This is a genomic window from Pseudomonas sp. (assembly GCF_035497915.1).
In the GTDB taxonomy this organism is placed as follows: Bacteria; Pseudomonadota; Gammaproteobacteria; order Pseudomonadales; family Pseudomonadaceae; genus Serpens.
In genome coordinates this window covers 15,602-33,771 of the sequence record NZ_DATJCS010000039.1, presented here as the reverse complement: position 1 = coordinate 33,771, position 18,170 = coordinate 15,602, and the positions used below count along the sequence as shown (strand labels likewise).

15 protein-coding genes and 1 tRNA gene are annotated in these 18,170 nt (G+C 66.4%); 10 read left to right on the top strand and 6 right to left on the bottom strand.

Annotated features, from left to right (window positions below; genetic code table 11):
* Positions 1-245 precede the first annotated feature (245 nt).
* The 7 genes from VL129_RS12125 to VL129_RS12095 all read left to right on the top strand — a co-directional run bounded on the left by VL129_RS12125 (position 246) and on the right by VL129_RS12095 (position 5,961).
* On the top strand, positions 246-893 hold the full coding sequence (locus VL129_RS12125) for a hypothetical protein (RefSeq protein ID WP_414705200.1): 648 nt from the start codon (positions 246-248) through the stop codon (positions 891-893).
* 233 nt (positions 894-1,126) lie between these two features.
* Positions 1,127-1,303, top strand: coding sequence for a sulfur starvation response protein OscA (gene oscA, locus VL129_RS12120; RefSeq protein ID WP_325413075.1), 177 nt, complete (start codon positions 1,127-1,129; stop codon positions 1,301-1,303).
* Between the two features lie 96 nt (positions 1,304-1,399).
* Positions 1,400-2,398 (top strand): sulfate ABC transporter substrate-binding protein, encoded by a 999-nt coding sequence (locus tag VL129_RS12115; protein WP_325413074.1) that lies wholly within the window; start codon positions 1,400-1,402, stop codon positions 2,396-2,398.
* 15 nt (positions 2,399-2,413) lie between these two features.
* Positions 2,414-3,232, top strand: a complete 819-nt coding sequence (gene cysT / locus VL129_RS12110) for a sulfate ABC transporter permease subunit CysT (RefSeq protein ID WP_325413073.1) — start codon at positions 2,414-2,416, stop codon at positions 3,230-3,232.
* Positions 3,233-3,237: 5 nt separating this feature from the next.
* The gene (gene cysW / locus VL129_RS12105; RefSeq protein ID WP_414705197.1) at positions 3,238-4,116 is read left to right on the top strand and encodes a sulfate ABC transporter permease subunit CysW; all 879 of its coding nucleotides are present in this window, start codon (positions 3,238-3,240) and stop codon (positions 4,114-4,116) included.
* 4 nt (positions 4,117-4,120) lie between these two features.
* Entirely contained in the window at positions 4,121-5,110 is a 990-nt protein-coding gene (locus VL129_RS12100; protein WP_325413071.1) for a sulfate/molybdate ABC transporter ATP-binding protein, read from the top strand.
* A gap of 113 nt (positions 5,111-5,223) precedes the next feature.
* The gene (locus tag VL129_RS12095) at positions 5,224-5,961 is read left to right on the top strand and encodes a hypothetical protein (RefSeq protein WP_325413070.1); all 738 of its coding nucleotides are present in this window, start codon (positions 5,224-5,226) and stop codon (positions 5,959-5,961) included.
* 117 nt (positions 5,962-6,078) lie between these two features.
* Here the strand turns inward: VL129_RS12095 and gabT are convergent, their stop codons facing one another.
* The gene (gene gabT, locus VL129_RS12090) at positions 6,079-7,359 is read right to left on the bottom strand and encodes a 4-aminobutyrate--2-oxoglutarate transaminase (RefSeq protein WP_325413069.1); all 1,281 of its coding nucleotides are present in this window, start codon (positions 7,357-7,359) and stop codon (positions 6,079-6,081) included.
* 8 nt (positions 7,360-7,367) lie between these two features.
* Positions 7,368-8,816 (bottom strand): NADP-dependent succinate-semialdehyde dehydrogenase, encoded by a 1,449-nt coding sequence (gene gabD, locus VL129_RS12085; protein ID WP_325413068.1) that lies wholly within the window; start codon positions 8,814-8,816, stop codon positions 7,368-7,370.
* A gap of 179 nt (positions 8,817-8,995) precedes the next feature.
* Here gabD and VL129_RS12080 point away from each other — a divergent pair.
* The 3 genes from VL129_RS12080 (at position 8,996) to VL129_RS12070 (ending at position 11,241) form a co-directional block, all read left to right on the top strand.
* Positions 8,996-9,072, top strand: a tRNA-Arg gene (locus VL129_RS12080).
* Positions 9,073-9,218: 146 nt separating this feature from the next.
* Entirely contained in the window at positions 9,219-10,097 is an 879-nt protein-coding gene (locus tag VL129_RS12075) for a PA4780 family RIO1-like protein kinase (RefSeq protein ID WP_325413067.1), read from the top strand.
* 370 nt (positions 10,098-10,467) lie between these two features.
* Positions 10,468-11,241, top strand: a complete 774-nt coding sequence (locus tag VL129_RS12070) for a nuclease-related domain-containing protein (RefSeq protein ID WP_325413066.1) — start codon at positions 10,468-10,470, stop codon at positions 11,239-11,241.
* Positions 11,242-11,251: 10 nt separating this feature from the next.
* On the opposite strand, the gene VL129_RS12065 is transcribed toward VL129_RS12070, so the two are convergent.
* From VL129_RS12065 to VL129_RS12050, 4 genes are all read right to left on the bottom strand, one after another.
* On the bottom strand, positions 11,252-11,476 hold the full coding sequence (locus VL129_RS12065; protein WP_325413065.1) for a hypothetical protein: 225 nt from the start codon (positions 11,474-11,476) through the stop codon (positions 11,252-11,254).
* Between the two features lie 196 nt (positions 11,477-11,672).
* Positions 11,673-15,632 (bottom strand): trifunctional transcriptional regulator/proline dehydrogenase/L-glutamate gamma-semialdehyde dehydrogenase, encoded by a 3,960-nt coding sequence (gene putA, locus VL129_RS12060; protein WP_325413064.1) that lies wholly within the window; start codon positions 15,630-15,632, stop codon positions 11,673-11,675.
* 193 nt (positions 15,633-15,825) lie between these two features.
* The gene (alkB, locus tag VL129_RS12055; protein WP_325413063.1) at positions 15,826-16,476 is read right to left on the bottom strand and encodes a DNA oxidative demethylase AlkB; all 651 of its coding nucleotides are present in this window, start codon (positions 16,474-16,476) and stop codon (positions 15,826-15,828) included.
* A gap of 243 nt (positions 16,477-16,719) precedes the next feature.
* Positions 16,720-18,099, bottom strand: a complete 1,380-nt coding sequence (locus VL129_RS12050) for a nucleobase:cation symporter-2 family protein (RefSeq protein WP_325413062.1) — start codon at positions 18,097-18,099, stop codon at positions 16,720-16,722.
* Positions 18,100-18,170 lie beyond the last annotated feature (71 nt).

Here is an 18,170-nt window from a genome sequence, read left to right as displayed (position 1 = left end):
TCATCTCCAAGCTACTTTTTATATTTTTTTCAGCCGTACTACTATCAATAAATATCGCCGTAATACTAGACAACTCTATGTTCTCGATACTAGGAGCATTAGCTGCATTTGCAACCCTTTCCTTTTTTGGAACAGAAAATCAAAAATATGCACACACCATAATTCTCACATTGGCGATTTCAACAGTTGCTCTCATTGAATGGGAAGAAAGTGGTTTATGGGGGCCGGAGCAAGGAGTGTTCTGGATCAGCGCTTTCCTCTACCTCCACGCCATCATCGGCGCCGACCTACTACTCGCGCTCTACGTCCGCTTCTACAAACACGACGGCAGCGAATTCAATCGCCAGAACGGTACCCTGACCATTGCCCGTCGCTTCCGTAAACCCTTCGTGGCGCCCTTCTACGAGTTCGATCCCGTCATACAGTTGTTGCCCACCGGCTATGGCGGCCATGACTACGCCCTCTGGCTGCACCACCGCTACGACGACACCAAGGTCTGCCTGGCCCGCAAGGTCCATACCCTGGGGCTGGACAAGCACAACCTGCACGCCTTCTGGGACACATTGCAGCGCTACATGGACGTCAGCCAGCCACTGCCGGATCTACCGGTACTGGAGCAGAGCCGCCACCTGGACCCGGTCACCGCCGCCCACGACGCCGCCACCGGACGCAACCCGCGCAAATGGCGTGACCTGAACGTCGAGGCATGGAAACGCAAGGAAGGAAAAAAGCTGCGTGAGAAAGTTGCCGCCTACCCCTGGCAGAAAAAGCCCTGCACGCTCCAGGCTCGGATCGATCCCAACCTGACCATCGAAGCCTATTACCGTGGCCAGGAAGCCAGGGGCATTCAGGCCACGCCCCAGGCCGAGGATTTCACCTTCAGCCGATGCTGATCTCGGGCCCAACCCGACCTTCCGCCCATCAGGCGCTGCAGCCTCTTCCCATGGCGGCAACATCGGCAGGCGCAGGCCTGCGCAGTCGCCTTGGATCGGGCACGCCGGCGCTAATGTAAATATCCCCTTATGGAATATAAAAATTCTTAAAAGATATTTTTAAGAATAAGACCCTCTCTCTATAGTCCGCTCCATCCTCACCACGGTGAGGGAACCCCAGATGGAGCACACCCATGAGCACAACGCCCCGCAGCCTCGACGTGCCGGCCGATGACGCTTCCTTGCTGCGTGAGATTCATGCCGCCCTGCGCAACCTGCGCTACGGCTCGGTGGAGATCACTGTGCACGACAGCCGTGTCGTGCAGATTGAGCGCAAGGAAAAGTACCGGCTGAGCGAGCCGCGCAAGTAACCGCTGAAGAACACGATACGGCCCGACTGGACAACCGGAGGGCGCGCCCAGACGCACCACTGCCGCAATCCGAACCCGTCATTCCAGGAGCTTCACATGTCCATTCGCCGTTTCGCGTTCGCCGCCCTCGCCGGCGCGCTGTTTACCCCTCAAGCCTTCGCCGCCGACACCCTGCTCAACGTGTCCTACGACCCGACTCGCGAGCTGTACCAGGAATTCAATGCCGCCTTTGCCCAGCACTGGAAAGCCCAGGGCAAGGGTGACGTTACCCTCCAGCAATCCCACGGCGGCTCGGGCAAGCAGGCCCGCTCGGTGATCGACGGCCTGCGCGCCGATGTGGTGACCCTGGCGCTGGCCGGCGACATCGACGAACTGCACCGCCTCGGCAAGCTGATCCCCGCCGACTGGCAGTCGCGCCTGCCGGACGCCAGCACGCCCTACACCTCGACCATCGTGTTCCTGGTGCGCAAGGGAAATCCCAAGGGCCTGAAGGACTGGGGCGACCTGGTGAAACCGGGCGTGGAAGTCATCACCCCGAACCCGAAGACCTCTGGTGGCGCCCGCTGGAACTTCCTCGCCGCCTGGGCATGGGCGAAGAAGCAGTACGGCAGCGACGAGAAAGCCCAGGAATACGTGGCCCAGCTGTATAAGCAGGTGCCGGTGCTGGATACCGGCGCGCGCGGCTCGACCATCACCTTCGTCAACAACCGGATCGGCGACGTGCTGCTGGCCTGGGAAAACGAAGCCTTCCTGGCGCTGAAGGAACAGGGCGGCGAGCAGCTGGAGATCGTCGTGCCGTCGCTGTCGATCCTCGCCGAGCCGCCGGTGGCCGTGGTGGACCGCAATGTCGAGCGCAAGGGCACGCGCGAACTGGCCACCGCCTACCTGAATCACCTGTACAGCGAGGAGGGCCAGCGCATCGCCGCGAAGAACTTCTACCGCCCGCGCAATGCCAAGGTGGTCGCCGAGTTCGCCGAACAGTTCCCGCAACTGGAGCTGGTGACCATCGACGGCGCCTTCAATGGCTGGAAGGACGCACAGCCCCGCTTCTTTAGCGACGGCGGCGTGTTCGACCAGATCTACCAGGCCCACTGACGGTAGGGGTATTCCATGTCGCGTCGCACCTCGCCCGTCATCCCCGGTTTCGGCCTGACCCTGGGTTACACGCTCTGCTACCTCAGCTTCCTGGTGCTGATTCCGCTGGCCGCACTGTTCGTGAAGACCGCCGAGCTGACCTGGGACCAGTTCATCACGGTCACCACCTCGGCCCGCGTGCTGACCGCCCTGCAGCTCAGCTTCGCCACCGCGTTTGGCGCCGCGCTGCTCAACGGGGTGATCGGCACGCTGCTGGCCTGGGTGCTGGTGCGTTATCGCTTCCCCGGCCGCAAGCTGATCGACGCGCTGATCGACCTGCCGTTCGCCCTGCCGACCGCCGTGGCCGGCATCGCCCTCACCGCACTGTATGCGCCCAACGGCCTGATTGGTCAGTTCGCCAGCGCCGTGGGCCTGAAGATCGCCTACAGTCCGCTGGGCATCACCCTGGCCCTGACCTTCGTCACCCTGCCGTTCGTGGTGCGCACCCTGCAGCCGGTGCTGGCCGACATCCCCCGGGGGGTCGAGGAAGCCGCCAGCTGCCTGGGCGCCAAACCGCTGCAGGTGTTTCGCCATGTGCTGGTGCCGGCGCTGCTGCCCGCCTGGCTGACCGGCTTCGCGCTGGCCTTCGCCCGCGGCGTCGGCGAGTACGGCTCGGTGATCTTCATCGCCGGCAACATGCCGGGCAAGACCGAGATCCTGCCGCTGCTGATCATGGTCAAGCTCGACCAGTACGACTACGCCGGCGCCACCGCCATCGGCGTACTGATGCTGGCGGTCGCCTTCATCCTGCTGCTGCTGCTCAATCTGCTGCAGCGCCACATCCGGACCCGCTGAGGAGCATGCCCATGAGCAGTCTTTCCGTGGCGGTGCCGCTTCCCGCCGTTGCCCGCCAGGCCCCGCTGCAGTGGAGCCGCCTGACGCTGATCGGCGCCGCCTGGAGCGTGTTCGCCTTGTTCCTGCTGCTGCCGCTGGTGATCGTGTTGTCCGAGGCCTTGCAAGCCGGCGTCGGCACCTTCTTCAGCGCCATTTTCGAGCCCGATGCACTCGCCGCCCTGCGGCTGACGCTGCTGGCCGTGGCCATTTCCGTGCCGCTCAATCTGCTGTTCGGCGTGGCCGCCGCCTGGTGCGTGAGCAAGTACGAGTTTCGCGGCAAGAGCCTGCTGGTCACCCTGATCGACCTGCCGTTCTCGGTGTCGCCGGTGATTGCCGGTCTGATCTATGTGCTGCTGTTCGGCGCCCAGGGCCTGTTCGGCGAATGGCTGCTGGAGCACGACATCCAGATCGTCTTCGCGGTGCCGGGCATCGTGCTGGCCACGCTGTTCGTCACCGTGCCGTTCGTGGCCCGCGAACTGATCCCGCTGATGCAGGAACAGGGCACCCAGGAAGAGGAAGCCGCCCGCCTGCTGGGCGCCAGCGGCTGGCAAATGTTCTGGCACGTCACCGTGCCGAACATCCGCTGGGGGCTGATTTATGGCGTGGTACTCTGCACCGCTCGCGCCATGGGTGAATTCGGCGCCGTGTCGGTGGTGTCCGGGCACATTCGCGGCCTGACCAACACCCTGCCCCTGCATGTCGAAATTCTCTACAACGAATACAACCACGTCGCCGCGTTCAGCGTCGCCAGCCTCCTGCTGGCACTGGCCCTGGTCATCCTGTTGCTCAAGCAATGGAGCGAATCGCGCATCAACCGCCTACGCCACAGTGGCGCGGAGGAATAAACCTGTGAGTATCGAAGTCCGTAACGTGAACAAGCAGTTCGGCGCCTTCCGCGCGCTGAACGACATCAACCTGGACATCCATAGCGGCGAGCTGGTCGCCCTGCTCGGCCCGTCCGGCTGCGGCAAGACCACCCTGCTGCGCATCATTGCCGGCCTGGAAACCCCGGACAGCGGCTCGATCGTGTTCCACGGCGAGGACGTGTCGACCCGCGACGTGCGCGACCGCAACGTCGGCTTCGTATTCCAGCACTACGCGCTGTTCCGCCACATGAGCATCTTCGACAACGTCGCCTTCGGCCTGCGCATGAAGCCCAAGTCCGAGCGCCCGGACGAAGCCACCATCGCCCGCCGCGTGAAGGAGCTGCTGGAGATGGTGCAGCTCGACTGGCTGGGCGACCGCTACCCCGAACAGCTGTCCGGCGGCCAGCGCCAGCGCATCGCCCTGGCCCGCGCCCTGGCGGTGGAACCGAAGATCCTTCTGCTCGACGAACCCTTCGGCGCCCTGGACGCCAAGGTGCGCAAGGAGCTGCGCCGCTGGCTGGCGCGCCTGCACGAGGAGATCAACCTGACCAGCGTGTTCGTCACCCATGACCAGGAAGAAGCCATGGAAGTGGCCGACCGCATCGTGGTGATGAACAAGGGCGTGATCGAGCAGATCGGCTCGCCGGCAGAGGTCTATGAGCATCCGGCCAACCCGTTCGTGTACCACTTCCTCGGCGATGCCAACCGGCTGTACATGGGCGAGGAACATCACATCCTGTTCCGCCCGCACGAGATCTCGCTGTCGCGCAGCGCCGAGGACGAGCATCGTCCGGCGGAAGTCCGCGACATCCGTCCGCTGGGTGCGATCACCCGCGTGACCCTCAAGGTCGACGGCCAGGAAGAGCCCATCGAGGCCGAAGTCGCCAAGGACGACGCCAGCCTGGTCGATCTGGCGCGTGGCCAGACGCTCTACTTCAAGCCCAAGGCCGGTGTGCCGGCGCATCTGACCTGAGGACGAGGCAGCGCTCACAAAACCAGCGTCAGGGATGACTTTGCGCCATTACGGGGGGTAGGCTGTGCCCACATGCAGCCGTTTGCTCACAACAACAAAAAAGGAGCACCCCCATGCATCGCTTCGTCCTGTTGCGCCGAGGACTCGGCGCCGTCCTGATGCTGCTGGCCACCCTGCCGGCGTTCACCTTCGCCGCCGCATCCCCCGTGGAGCGGGCGCAGATCCAGGCCACGCGCGCCACCAGCAGCCTGATGCTGGTGCGCGGCGAAGGCTTCCAGAAGGCTCATCTGCAACGGTTGGAAGAGGATCTGCAGGCGCTCGACCAGGCCATGCAGACGCTGGCGCCGGACGAAACCCTGCGCCGCCGCCACCAGGCGCTGATCGAGCAGATTCGCCAGGGCGTGGCCTTCGGCCCCGGTGAGGAAAACATGCCCTGGCGCTACCCCGAAGCACTGAGCCAGGCGCTGCGCGACTTTCTCACCGGCCTGCGCGCGCACCCCACCGCCACACCCGCCGAGCTGGCCGCCAAGATCGAATACCTGTCGGTGCAGTACCTGAGCCGCGCCTACTTCGGCAACTTCGAGATTGCCCGCGAGCAGCCGAATGCCTATCTGGGCCAGGACGAGCGCGTCCTCGTGCCGGCCATCGACAAGGAAGTGGAAACCCTGGCGGGCCAGAACCCCCAGGTGGCCGACAAGCTGAAGGTGCGCTGGAATTACCTGCGCAATGCCTTCGTCGACATGAACAGCCAGAGCAACGCCCTGGTCAGCCAGTCGGGCCGCCCCTTCGCGCCACTGGCCATCGACCGCCACACCCGCGCCCTGAGCGAGCAGTGGATGGCGCTGGAGTAGCGACAGCACAGCCGCCTGACCTGTGGGAGCGAATTCATTCGCGAGCTTTTTTGCTGGGGTCGACAAGAAAAGCTCGCGGACAAGTCCGCTCCTACGGCGGGTGCGGCGTAGACGCTATCAGGCCAACTCGTCGAAGCACTCCGCCAGCATCGCCAGGCCCTGCTGCAGCTGCGCATCCGGCACCGTCAGCGGCACCAGCACGCGAATGACGTTGCCGTAGCTGCCGCACGACAGCAGGATCAACCCCTTCTCCCGCGCCCGCGCCACGATCTTTCCGGTCAGCTCGGCCGCCGGCTTGTGCGGGTCGCCGCCTTCGCACAGCTCCATCGCCACCATGGCCCCCAGGCCGCGCACTTCGGCGATCACCGGGTGCTGCGCCTGCAACTGGCGCAACGCGGCGGTGATCCGCTCACCGACCTGCCGGCTGCGCGCCAGCAGCTGCTCCTCCTCGAACACCTCCAGCACCGCCAGCGCCGCCGCGCAGGCGATCGGGCTGCCGGCATAGGTGCCACCCAATCCGCCGGGGGCGATCACGTCCATGATCTCCGCCTTGCCGCACACGCCCGACAGCGGGAAGCCACCGGCGATGGACTTGGCAAAGGTGGTCAGGTCCGCCACCACGCCCAGCTGTTCCATGGCGAAGAAGCTGCCGGTACGTCCGGCGCCGGTCTGCACCTCGTCGGCGATCAGCAGGATGCCGTGCTGGTCGCACAGCGCGCGCAGGCGCTGCAGGAAATCCTTCGGCGCCACATGGAAACCGCCCTCGCCCTGCACCGGCTCGATGACGATGGCGGCGATGTCGCGCGGCTCGGCGTCGTTCTTGAAGATACGTTCGATGCTGGCGATGGCGTCATCCACGCTCACCCCGTGCAGCGCGCACGGGTACTGGGCGCGGAACACCCCGCCGGGCATCAGGCCCATGCCAGCGGCATAGGGCACCTTCTTGCCGGTCAGCGCCAGGGTCATCATGGTGCGGCCGTGGTAGCCGCTGGTGAAGGCGATCACCCCGGCGCGACTGGTGGCGGCGCGGGCGATCTTCACGGCGTTTTCCACCGCCTCGGAGCCGGAGGTCACCAGCAGGGTCTTCTTGGCGAAGTCGCCCGGCACCCGCGCGGCGATCTTCTCGCACAGCTCCACGTAGGGCTCGTAGGCCAGCACCTGGAAGCAGGTGTGCGACAGCTTGCCGAGCTGCGCCTGCACGGCGGCCACCACCTTCGGGTGCAGGTGACCGGTGTTGAGCACGGCGATGCCGCCGGCGAAGTCGATGTACTCGCGGCCTTCCACGTCCCAGACGGTGGCGTTCTCCGCACGCTCGGCGAAGATCGGATGGATCTGCCCCACCCCGCGCGGCACGGCGGCCATGCGGCGTTGCATCAGCGTCTCGTTGCTCTTGCTCATGGTCGTCCTCACAGCCCCAGGCACAGGTATTTGAGTTCCAGGTATTCCTCGATGCCGTACTTGCTGCCTTCGCGGCCCAGGCCGGAGGCCTTGACGCCGCCGAACGGCGCCACCTCGTTGGAAATGATCCCGGTGTTGATGCCGACCATGCCGTACTCCAGCGCCTCGGCGACGCGGAACACCCGGGACAGGTCGCGGGCATAGAAGTACGAGGCCAGACCGAATTCGGTGTCGTTGGCCATGGTGATGACCTCGTCCTCGTCCTTGAAGCGGAACAGCGGCGCCAGCGGGCCGAAGGTCTCCTCGCGCGACACCCTGGCGCTGCGCGGCACATTCACCAGGATGGTCGGCTCGAAGAAGCTGCCGCCCAGCGCATGGGACTGGCCGCCCAGCACCACCTCGGCGCCCTGGCCCAGGGCGTCGTCGATATGCTCGCGGACCTTGGCCACCGCCTTGTCGTCGATCAGCGGGCCGGTGGTCACGCCGGCCTCCAGGCCATTGCCGACCTTCAGCGTGCTCACCGCCGCCTTGAGCTTCGCGACGAAGGCGTCATACACGCCATCCTGCACGTAGATGCGGTTGGCGCACACGCAGGTCTGCCCGGCGTTGCGGTACTTGGAGGCCAGGGCGCCGTCCACCGCCTTGTCCAGGTCGGCGTCGTCGAACACGATGAAGGGCGCGTTGCCGCCCAGCTCCAGCGACAGTTTCTTGATGTCCGGCGCGCACTGGGCCATCAGCTGACGGCCGATCTCGGTGGAGCCGGTGAACGACAGCTTGCGCACGATGGGATTGCCGGTCAGCTCGTCGCCGATCTCGCTGGCCGAACCGGTGACCACGCTGAGCACCCCGGCGGGAATGCCGGCACGCTCGGCCAGCGCCACCAGCGCCAGCGCGGAAAAGGGGGTTTGCGACGCCGGCTTGACCACCATGGTGCAGCCGGCGGCCAGCGCCGGTCCCGCCTTGCGGGTGATCATCGCGGCCGGGAAGTTCCACGGCGTGATCGCGGCGGTCACACCGATCGGCTGCTTGATGACGATCAGCCGCTTGTCGGCCTGGTGGCCGGGAATGGTGTCGCCATAGACGCGCTTGGCCTCCTCGGCGAACCACTCGATGAAGGACGCGGCGTAGGCGATCTCGCCCTTGGCCTCGGCCAGCGGCTTGCCCTGTTCCAGGGTCATCAGCCGGGCCAGATCGTCCTGGTTCTCCATCAGCAGCTCAAACCAGCGACGCAGCTTCTGCGCGCGGTCCTTGGCGGTCAGCGCGCGCCAGGCCGGCAGCGCCCGGTTGGCGGCCTCGATGGCGCGGCGGGTTTCCGCGCCGCCCAGCTTCGGCACCGTGCCGAGGATTTCCCCGCTGGCGGGGTTGTTCACCGCGATGGTCTGGCCGCTGTCGGCGTCGACCCAGGCGCCGTCAATGTAGGCCTGCTGGCGGAACAGCGTGGAATCGTTGAGTTGCATGGCAGGCTGCGCTCCAGGAATGTTTGAAATTTCAAACGCAATCCTAGGATTGGGCCTCCGGAAGGGCAATACACGTTTGAAAAAATCCACGCCCGTGCATCCCGAAGCGCCGTTTGAACCCCGTCGCACCGGCGTCGTGGACGCCCGCAGGCCAGATGAGTATCATGGCGGCCCTCAACGCATCCGTAGCTCAGCTGGATAGAGTACTGCCCTCCGAAGGCAGGGGTCGTGGGTTCGAATCCCGCCGGATGCGCCATATAAGAAAGCCCCAGGTGAAAGCCTGGGGCTTTTGTATTTCCGGCCTCCGCGTCGCCAACATGGCCATACGCCGCCCATCTTGGTTAAGCTGCCGCACCACCGTCAGGGATCGAACATGACCAGCAACGTTGCCTCCAGCATCCAATGAAAACACCGAAACGACTTGAGTCCCTGCAAGAGGACGGCCTGATTGACGAGGTAGTCCGCTCGCTAATGAGCGGCAAGGAAGCCTCCGTGTATGTGGTGCGCTGCGGTGACGAGCTGCGCTGCGCCAAGGTGTACAAGGAGGCCAACAAGCGCAGCTTCCGGCAGGCGGCCGAGTATCAGGAAGGCCGCAAGGTGCGCAGCAGCCGCGCCACGCGGGCCATGGCCAAGGGCTCGAAGTATGGTCGCAAGGAGCAGGAAGAGGCCTGGCAGAACGCCGAAGTGGCCGCCCTGTTCCGCTTGGCCAGCGCCGGTGTGCGGGTGCCCAGCCCCTACGATTTCCAGGACGGCGTGCTGCTCATGGAGCTGGTCACCGATGGCAGCGGCGAAGTGGCGCCGCGCCTGAATGACGTCGACATGAGCCCGGAAGATGCCCGCGAATTCCACGCCTTCATGATCCGCGAGATCGTCAAGATGCTCTGCGCCGGCCTGGTGCATGGCGACCTGTCGGAGTTCAACGTGCTGCTCGGCCCGGACGGTCCGGTGATCATCGACCTGCCCCAGGCGGTGGATGCCGCCGGCAACAACCACGCCTTCAGCATGCTGGAGCGGGACGTGGCCAACATGGCCGGCTATTTCGGACGCTTCGCCCCGGAACTGCGCCAGACGAAGTACGCCAAGGAAATGTGGGCGCTCTACGAGGAAGGCAAGCTGACGCCGGAGACGCCACTGACCGGCGAATTCGCCGAACCCGAGGAGGCGGCGGATCTCGACGCGGTGATGCGCGAGATCAACGCCACCCTGGCCGATCAGGCCCGCAAGGAAGCAGCGCTGAAGGAGACGGCCGAGGAAGAACCCACGCCGCCGTGGATGCTGTAGTACCCGCTGGCCCCATTTAGGGTGGTCAAGGCTTGCCTTGGCCGCCAACGCGTCGATAACCCGGGGCTGGAATGCGCCGGTTCGCTTTGTGAAGGCGGAACAGGGAACCTGCACACATCCCTGACGCCCAGGCAGTCCTAAGTCCGTAGGGTGGAAAACTCGCGCAGCGATTTTCCACCGCCTGCCCCGCCGCTGCGTCCCGGTGGAAAAGCCTGCGGCGTTTTCCACCCTACAGCCTGACACCGCTGGGCAGCGGAACGGGAACCCGCACACACCCCAGGCGCCCAAGCGGTCCTAAGATGCCCTGCCCGGTCGAACGGACCGGGGCAAGCCACCCGGACTCATCACCGTTTGCCTAGCAGGGACCGCCATGAACACCCACGCCATTCTCCAGCCATTGCTCAGCGCCATGACCTGGCTGATACCGATGATGCTGCTTCTGGTGCTGCTGAAAAGCCCGTGGTTCAAGGGCTGGGTCGGCGAGCAACTGGTGCGGCTGTTCGCCCATTACCAACTGGACCGGCGGGTCTATCGACGCCTGCATGACGTGACCCTGACCACCCCGGATGGCACGACGCAGATCGACCATGTTTTCGTGTCGCCCTTCGGCATCTTCGTGGTGGAAACCAAGAACATGAGCGGCTGGATCTTCGGTGGCGAGCAGCAAGCGCAGTGGACCCAGCAGATCTACAAGCGGCGCTTCAAGTTCCAGAACCCGCTGCGGCAGAACTACAAGCACCTCAAGGCACTGGAAGCGGCGCTGGGCATTGCACCCGAACACATTCATTCGGTGATCGTGTTTGTCGGCGGCAGCACCTTCAAGACGACGATGCCGCCGAACGTGACCGAAGGCATCGGCTTCATTCGCCATATCCGCGCCTTCCAGCAGCCGGTCTTTTCCGAACCGCAGGTCAACGCCATGGTTCAGGCGCTGCAAGGCGGCCGCCTGGCTCCGACGCTGGCGACGCGACGCGAGCATGTCGAACGTCTCCGGCAGCGCAGCGATCCGAACGCGACCCGCCAGTGCCCGCGCTGCGGCAGCGCGCTGGTCATTCGCAGCATCAAGAGCGGCCCCAAGGCCGGCCAGCAGTTCTGGGGCTGCAGCACCTTTCCGAAATGCCGTACCCAGCAGCCGCTCGGGTGACGCGGCGCGTTCAACGCGGATTGATCACCCCATCCCGCTCGCCTTGATCCGGATCGGTATCCGGCATGTCTTCCAGATTTTCCCATTCCTCCCGGTCGCGGGGCAGTTCGCCTTCGTTGTCCGGCAATTCGTCGATGCCGGGTTCGTCGCTGGGGTTCACATCGACGCGGCCCCGGCCGGGCGGTTGCGGGTGGCCGGGGTAGAGGCGTTCGGGGGTGGGTTTGTCGGGGGACATGGTATTGGCGGGAGCGATGCCGAGGCGCGGGATTCAGCTCCGCTGGCCGGCGTAAAGCCGGCCCCACAGGGTGACCCAGCCAAGCCCGTAGGGTGGAAAACTCGCGCAGCGATTTTCCACCACCTGCCCCGCCGCTGCGCCCCCGGTGGAGCCTGCGGCGTTTCCCACCCTACGGTTGGTGCAGAACCAGTACTGCTTAGCCAATGGTCATCAGGCTCGCATTGCCCCCCGCCGCCGCGGTGTTGACGCTCAGGGTCCGTTCGATCAGCAGGCGTTCCAGCGGGATGTCCGTGTCGCCGGCCGGCAGGCCGATCACGGCGACCAGCGGACCGTTGCGGCGGGCGAGTTGCTGGCTGATGCCGCGTAGCTGGTCGGCGTCGCCGTGGTGCAGCACCGCGTCGAAGGCGACGGCTTCGCCGTTCCAGTCACGGATCAGGCTGATGCGGTCCTGCACGACCCGGGGCAGCGCGCCGCGCAGGGTGCGGTTGGCTTCGTCGTCGGGCCAGAACAGGTGGTTGCCCACCGCCAGGCCGGCGGCCAGCTGGCAGAGGCGGTCGGCTTCGTTGTCGGCCAGGCTGAGCACGCTTTCCCGGGGCAGCAGCAGGTAGCTGTTGCGCTCCCCGGTCGGCCCGTTGAGCACGCGGCTCAGGCCGCTTTGCGAGTCGGCGGCGTAGCGGTCGCACAGTTCCACCAGCGGGCCGCGTTCCTGTTGCGCCGCCCAGTCGCGCAGGGCGCCCAATGGGCGGCCGAGCTGGCTGTCCAGCTGCTCGCGCAGGCCAGGGTCGGCGGGGCTGGGTTCGTCGTGGCGGGCGAAGGTTTTGCGCAGGGCATCCTCGGGGCGGCTGGACAGCAAACGGTACAGGTACAGCGGCCCGCCGGCCTTGGGTCCGGTGCCGGACAGCCCTTCCCCGCCGAACGGCTGGACGCCGACCACGGCGCCGATCATGTTGCGGTTCACGTACAGATTGCCGGCCTGCACCTGATCCACCACCTGGGCGATGGTTTCGTCGATGCGCGTGTGGATGCCGAAGGTCAGCCCGTAACCGGTGCCGTTGATCTGTTCGATCAGCCGGTCCAGGTCTTCGCGCTGATAACGCACCACGTGGAGAATCGGGCCGAATACCTCGCGGCCCAGCTCCTGGATGCTGTCCAGCTCGATCAGCGTGGGCAGCACGAAGGTGCCGTACTGCAGGTTGGCGCCCACGGTGCGTGCCGCCTGGTGGACGCCGTGACGGCGCTCGCGCATGGCCTGGATATGCCGTTCCAGACCGGCCTTGGCTTCGGCGTCGATCACCGGGCCGATATCCACCGCCAGTTGGTCGGGGTTGCCAATCCGGTATTCGGCCATGGCGCCCTTGAGCATGGTGAGAATGCGCTCGGCCACGTCTTCCTGCAGGCACAGTACGCGCAGCGCCGAGCAGCGCTGGCCGGCGCTGTCGAAGGCCGAGGCGACCACGTCGGTGACTACCTGTTCGGCCAGTGCCGAGGAGTCGACGATCATGGCGTTCTGCCCACCAGTTTCGGCGATCAGCGGCACCGCGCGGCCCCGGGCATCCAGGCGGCCGGCGAGGTTGCCGGCGATCAGCCGGGCCACTTCGGTGGAACCGGTGAAGATCACGCCCTTCACCCGCTCGTTGCGCACCAGCGCATCGCCCACGTCTTCGCCGCGTCCGGGCAGCAGTTGCAGCGCGCCGCGCGGCACGCCGGCCTGGTGCAGCAGGTGCACGGCCTGGGTGGCGATCAGTGGGGTCTGCTCGGCCGGCTTGGCCAGCACCGTGTTGCCGGCGGCCAGCGCGGCGGCCACCTGGCCGGTGAAGATCGCCAGCGGGAAGTTCCACGGGCTGATGCACACCACCGGGCCGAGCGGCCGGTGGGTGTCGTTGGCGAAGTCGGCGCGCACCTGGGCGGCGTAGTAGCGCAGGAAATCCACCGCCTCGCGCACTTCGCCGATGGCGTTGGCAAAGGTCTTGCCGGCCTCGCGCACGGTGATGCCGACCAGCGCCTGCAGGTCGCCCTCGAACAGGTCGGCGGCCCGTTCGAGAATCTGCGCGCGCTGGTCGGGCGGCGTGGCCTGCCAGCCGGCGCCGGCACGCTCGGCGGCGGCGACGGCGTTGCCCACATCCGCCAGGCTGGCCAGTTGCACCTCGCCGACCTGATCGCGCTGGTCCGCCGGGTTGCACACCGGCAACGTGTGGCCGCCCTCGACCGGGCCATCCAGCAGCGGTTCGGCCCGCCACTCCACGTGGGCGCCGGCGAGCAGCGCGCCGGACAGCGAACCCAGCCGGTGTTCGTTGGACAGGTCGAGGCCGAAGGAATTGAGCCGCGCCTCGCCGTACAGCTGGCGCGGCAGCGGAATGCGCGGATGCGGCAAGCCCAGGGCGCCTTCCCGGGCCGCCAGGCTTTCCGCCTTGGTCACCGGGTCCTCGACCAACTCGCGCAGATTGACGTCCGGGTCGGCGATCAGGTTGACGAACGAGGTGTTGGCGCCGTTTTCCAGCAGGCGGCGCACCAGGTAGGCGAGCAGCGTTTCATGGGTGCCGACCGGCGCGTAGATGCGGCACGGACGGTTCAGCTTGCCATCGGCCACCGGGCCGACCACCTGCTCGTAGAGCGGCTCGCCCATGCCGTGCAGGCACTGGAACTCGTACTGGCCGGGGTAGTAGTTGTGACCGGCCAGGTGGTAGATGGTCGCCATGGTATGGGCGTTGTGGGTCGCGAACTGCGGGAAGATGGCGTCCGGCGCGGCCAGCAGCTTGCGCGCACAGGCGATGTAGGAGACGTCCGTGTACACCTTGCGGGTGAACACCGGGTAACCCTCCAGGCCGTCCACCTGGGCACGCTTGATCTCGCTGTCCCAGTAGGCGCCCTTGACCAGGCGAATCATCAGGCGGTGGCCGCTGCGCCGCGCCAGGTCGATCAGGTGGTCGACCACATGGAAGCAGCGCTTCTGGTAACCCTGGATGACGAAGCCGATGCCGTTCCAGCCGCGCAGCGCGGGCTCGAAGCACAGGCGCTCCAGCAGGTCGAGGGAGATTTCCAGGCGGTCGGCTTCCTCGGCGTCGATGTTCAGGCCGATGTCGTACTGGCGCGACAACTGGGTCAGAGCGAGCACGCGCGGGTACAGCTCGTTGATCACCCGCTCGAACTGCGCGCGGCTGTAGCGCGGGTGCAGCGCGGAGAGCTTGATGGAAATGCCCGGGCCTTCGTAGATGCCGCGCCCGTGGGAGGCCTTGCCGATGGCGTGGATGGCCTGCTCGTAGGAGGCCAGGTAGCGCAGCGCGTCGTCCTCAGTGAGGGCCGCCTCGCCGAGCATGTCGTAGGAGTAGCGGAAGCCCTTGGCTTCCATCTTGCCGGCGTTGGCCAGGGCCTCGCCGATGGTTTCGCCGGTGACGAACTGCTCGCCCATCATGCGCATGGCCATGTCCACGCCCTTGCGGATCACCGGCTCGCCGCCCTTGCCGATCAGCCGGTTGAGCGCGCTGGAGAGTCCCGTTTCCGTGTGCGTGGCGACCAGCCGCCCGGTGAGCAGCAGCCCCCAGGAAGCGGCGTTGACGAACACCGACGGGCTCTGGCCGAGGTGCTGCTGCCAGTTGCCGGCGCTGATCTTGTCGCGGATCAGCGCGTCGCGGGTGCCCTTGTCGGGAACGCGCAGCAGCGCCTCGGCCAGGCACATCAGCGCCACGCCCTCCTGGGACGACAGCGAGAATTCCTGCAGCAAGCCCTGTACCAGCCCGGCGCGACCCATGCCGGCCTTCTGGTTGCGCAGGGTTTCCGCCAGTCGGTAGGCCAGGCTGCTGGCCTTGGTGCTCAGCTCGGCGGGCAGGCGCGCCTGTTCGACCAGCACCGGCACCACTTCCGGCTCGGGGCGCCGGTAGGCAGCGGTAATGGCTTCGCGCAGCACGGACTGGGGATGCACGCTTTCGGCAAAGGCGAGGAAGGGCTGGTGGCGGACGTCTTCCCGAGGTTCCTCCTCCTCGGGCTCGTCCAGCAGGCTGTCCTCGGAGGCGTCCGGATAGTCGCCGCGCTCGATCTGCTCCAGGTACAGGTGGATGGCCTGCCGGACCAGCCAGTTCGGCGTGCGGTCGATCTGGCGGGCAGCGGCTTCAAGCCGCGTGCGGGTGGTGTCGTCGAGTGTCACGCCAAACGTGCTGCTCATGCTCTGCCCTCCGAACCCTGTTGTCGGTACCCCGGCGCTCGATGGCCTGGCGGCCCGGCTGCTCAACCAGTGTAGCTTTCGGAAAAGCGTGGGGGCGGAGGGCGAAGGGCGGGCAATGTGGGAGCGAATTCATTCGCGAGCTTTGCAGGCCGCAGCCAAAAGCTCGCGGACAAGTCCGCTCCCACAGAGCTCGTCAGCCGGCGCGGCGAAAGGTCAGGTTGATGCGTTGCGCGCCGAGCAACGGATGCTGGCCCTCCTTGAGCGCCAGCACGCCGTGGTAGCGCAGGCGGTCGACGCCGCCCCAGACCAGCACGTCGCCATGCAGCAGCGCGACGCGCTCCGGCTTGTCGGCGCGGCGCATGCCGCCGAACTGGAAGACGGCCGGCAGGCCCAGGGAGATGGACACGATGGGCGCGCTGAAGTCGCGCTCATCCTTGTCCTGATGCAGCGACAGGCGCGCACCCGGCAGGTAGCGGTTGATCAGGCAGGCGTCGGGCACGAAACCAGGGAAGCCGGCTGCGGCGGCGGCCTGTTCGGCCAGCTGGCGGAACGTCGTCGGCATGGGCGGCCAGGGCTGGCCCGTGTCGGGATCGCTCGGGCTGTAGCGGTAGCCGTGGCGGTCACTGATCCAGCCGAGCGGGCCGCAGTTGGTCTGCGCCACCGACATGCGCAGACCGCCCGGGGTGAACATGTGGCGAAAGGGGGCGGCGGCCTCGATCAGGCGCAGCTCGGTCAGCAGCGCGTCCATCCAGGAGTGGGCGAAGCCGCGTAGCAACCAGGTGGCGGGGCCGAGCTGCTGGCGGCCGGACTGGAAGGGTTCGGCGAACAGGTCAACCGTCGGCATGGACCAACCTCCGGAGGTGGGGATGCGGCGAGTTTACCCTGTGGGGTGGCACAGGCTTATTCCTGACCGCCGAGCAGCGCCGAACCGCTGTGGGGCCGGCTTTACGCCGGCCAGCGGAGTTAGAGCCCGCGCTTGCGGTGTCGCTCCCGCCGCCGTCGGCCGGCATAAAGCCGGCCCCACAGGGCTGCCACCACCACGACCGGGACAAATTCGGCTGGATAGGTCTGGCTGAGGTAATAGGCCTCAGCGCACCGCCTCAGCCGCCTTCCCGATCTCCGGCAGGAACCAATTCATGACCAGCGCGCAGATGCCACCGGTGGCCACACCGGATTCCAGCACGCTGCGCAGGCCTGCCGGCAGGTGGGCGAGGAATTCCGGCACCTGGGAGAAGCCCAGGCCGAGGGCCAGCGACACGGAGATGATCAGCAACGCGCGGCGGTCCAGGTCGATGCCGGCGAGGATGTTGATGCCCGCTGCGGCCACGGCGCCGAACATCACCAGCGCGGCGCCGCCGAGCACCGGTTCGGGCACCGCCTGCAGCACGCCGGCCACCGCCGGGAACAGGCCGAGGATCACCAGCATGGCGGCCAGCCACATGCCGATGTAGCGGCTGGCGATGCCGGTGAGCTGGATGATGCCGTTGTTCTGCGCGAACACCGAGCTGGGGAAGGTGTTGAAGAAGCCGGCCAGCAGCGAGTTGGCGCCGTTGACCAGCACGCCGCCCTTGATGCGCTGCATCCACAGCGGCCCTTCCACCGGCTGGCGGGAGATCTTGCTGGTGGCGGTCACATCGCCGATGGCTTCCAGCGAGGTCACCAGGTAGATCACCACCATGGGGATGAACAGGCTCCACGACCAGCCGAGGCCGAAGTGCAGCGGCATCGGCACCTGGAACAGCTCGGCCTCGCGCATGCCGGTGAAATCCAGGCGGCCCAGGTAGGCGGCCAGCGCATAGCCCACCACCAGGGCGATGACGATGGCGCAGCTGCGCAGCCACACCACCGGGATGCGGTTGAGGATGACGATCAGCGCCAGCACCACGCCGGAGAGCAGCAGGTTCTCGCCGTTGGCAAAGGTGCCGTTGCCCATGGCCGCGTAGCCGCCGCCCATGCTGATCAGGCCGACCTTGATCAGCGTCAGGCCGATCATCAGCACCACGATGCCGGTCACCAGCGGGGTGATCAGCCGCTTCACGAACGGCAGCACGCGCGACACGCCCATCTCGATGAACGAGCCGGCGATCACCACGCCGAAGATGGCCGCCATCACCGCTTCCACCGGCATGCCGTCCTTGACCATCAGCACGCCGCCGGCGATCAGCGGGCCGACGAAGTTGAAGCTGGTGCCCTGCACGATCAGCAGGCCCGCACCGAACGGCCCGAAGCGCCGGCATTGCACGAAGGTGGCGATACCGGAGATCACCAGCGACATGGAGACGATGATGTTGGTGTCGCGCGGCGACACGCCGATGGCCTGACAGATCAGCAGACCGGGGGTGACGATCGGCACGATGATCGCCAGCAGGTGCTGCAGGGCGGCCAGCAAGGCGATCCAGGGACGCGGACGATCGTTCAGGCCGAGGACCAGTTCGTGGCGCGGTTCGGTGGGAGTGGGGGAAGTCATGGCAGAGCCCGGCTATAAAAAGCGGCGGATTCTACTCGTGGCGGGCGGCGAGGGACAGAGTGGGCGCGTGC

What these genes read in the sequence shown, in the direction of transcription:
- VL129_RS12095 (WP_325413070.1), top strand. Translation starts at nt 5,224, where the DNA reads ATGCATCGCTTCGTCCTGTTGCGCCGAGGACTCGGCGCCGTCCTGATG.
- VL129_RS12070 (WP_325413066.1), top strand. Translation starts at nt 10,468, where the DNA reads ATGAACACCCACGCCATTCTCCAGCCATTGCTCAGCGCCATGACCTGG.
- gabT (WP_325413069.1), bottom strand. Translation starts at nt 7,359, where the DNA reads ATGAGCAAGAGCAACGAGACGCTGATGCAACGCCGCATGGCCGCCGTG.
- putA (WP_325413064.1), bottom strand. Translation starts at nt 15,632, where the DNA reads ATGAGCAGCACGTTTGGCGTGACACTCGACGACACCACCCGCACGCGG.
- VL129_RS12075 (WP_325413067.1), top strand. Translation starts at nt 9,219, where the DNA reads ATGAAAACACCGAAACGACTTGAGTCCCTGCAAGAGGACGGCCTGATT.
- cysW (WP_414705197.1), top strand. Translation starts at nt 3,238, where the DNA reads ATGCCCATGAGCAGTCTTTCCGTGGCGGTGCCGCTTCCCGCCGTTGCC.
- VL129_RS12065 (WP_325413065.1), bottom strand. Translation starts at nt 11,476, where the DNA reads ATGTCCCCCGACAAACCCACCCCCGAACGCCTCTACCCCGGCCACCCG.
- oscA (WP_325413075.1), top strand. Translation starts at nt 1,127, where the DNA reads ATGAGCACAACGCCCCGCAGCCTCGACGTGCCGGCCGATGACGCTTCC.
- VL129_RS12115 (WP_325413074.1), top strand. Translation starts at nt 1,400, where the DNA reads ATGTCCATTCGCCGTTTCGCGTTCGCCGCCCTCGCCGGCGCGCTGTTT.
- alkB (WP_325413063.1), bottom strand. Translation starts at nt 16,476, where the DNA reads ATGCCGACGGTTGACCTGTTCGCCGAACCCTTCCAGTCCGGCCGCCAG.
- gabD (WP_325413068.1), bottom strand. Translation starts at nt 8,816, where the DNA reads ATGCAACTCAACGATTCCACGCTGTTCCGCCAGCAGGCCTACATTGAC.
- cysT (WP_325413073.1), top strand. Translation starts at nt 2,414, where the DNA reads ATGTCGCGTCGCACCTCGCCCGTCATCCCCGGTTTCGGCCTGACCCTG.
- VL129_RS12050 (WP_325413062.1), bottom strand. Translation starts at nt 18,099, where the DNA reads ATGACTTCCCCCACTCCCACCGAACCGCGCCACGAACTGGTCCTCGGC.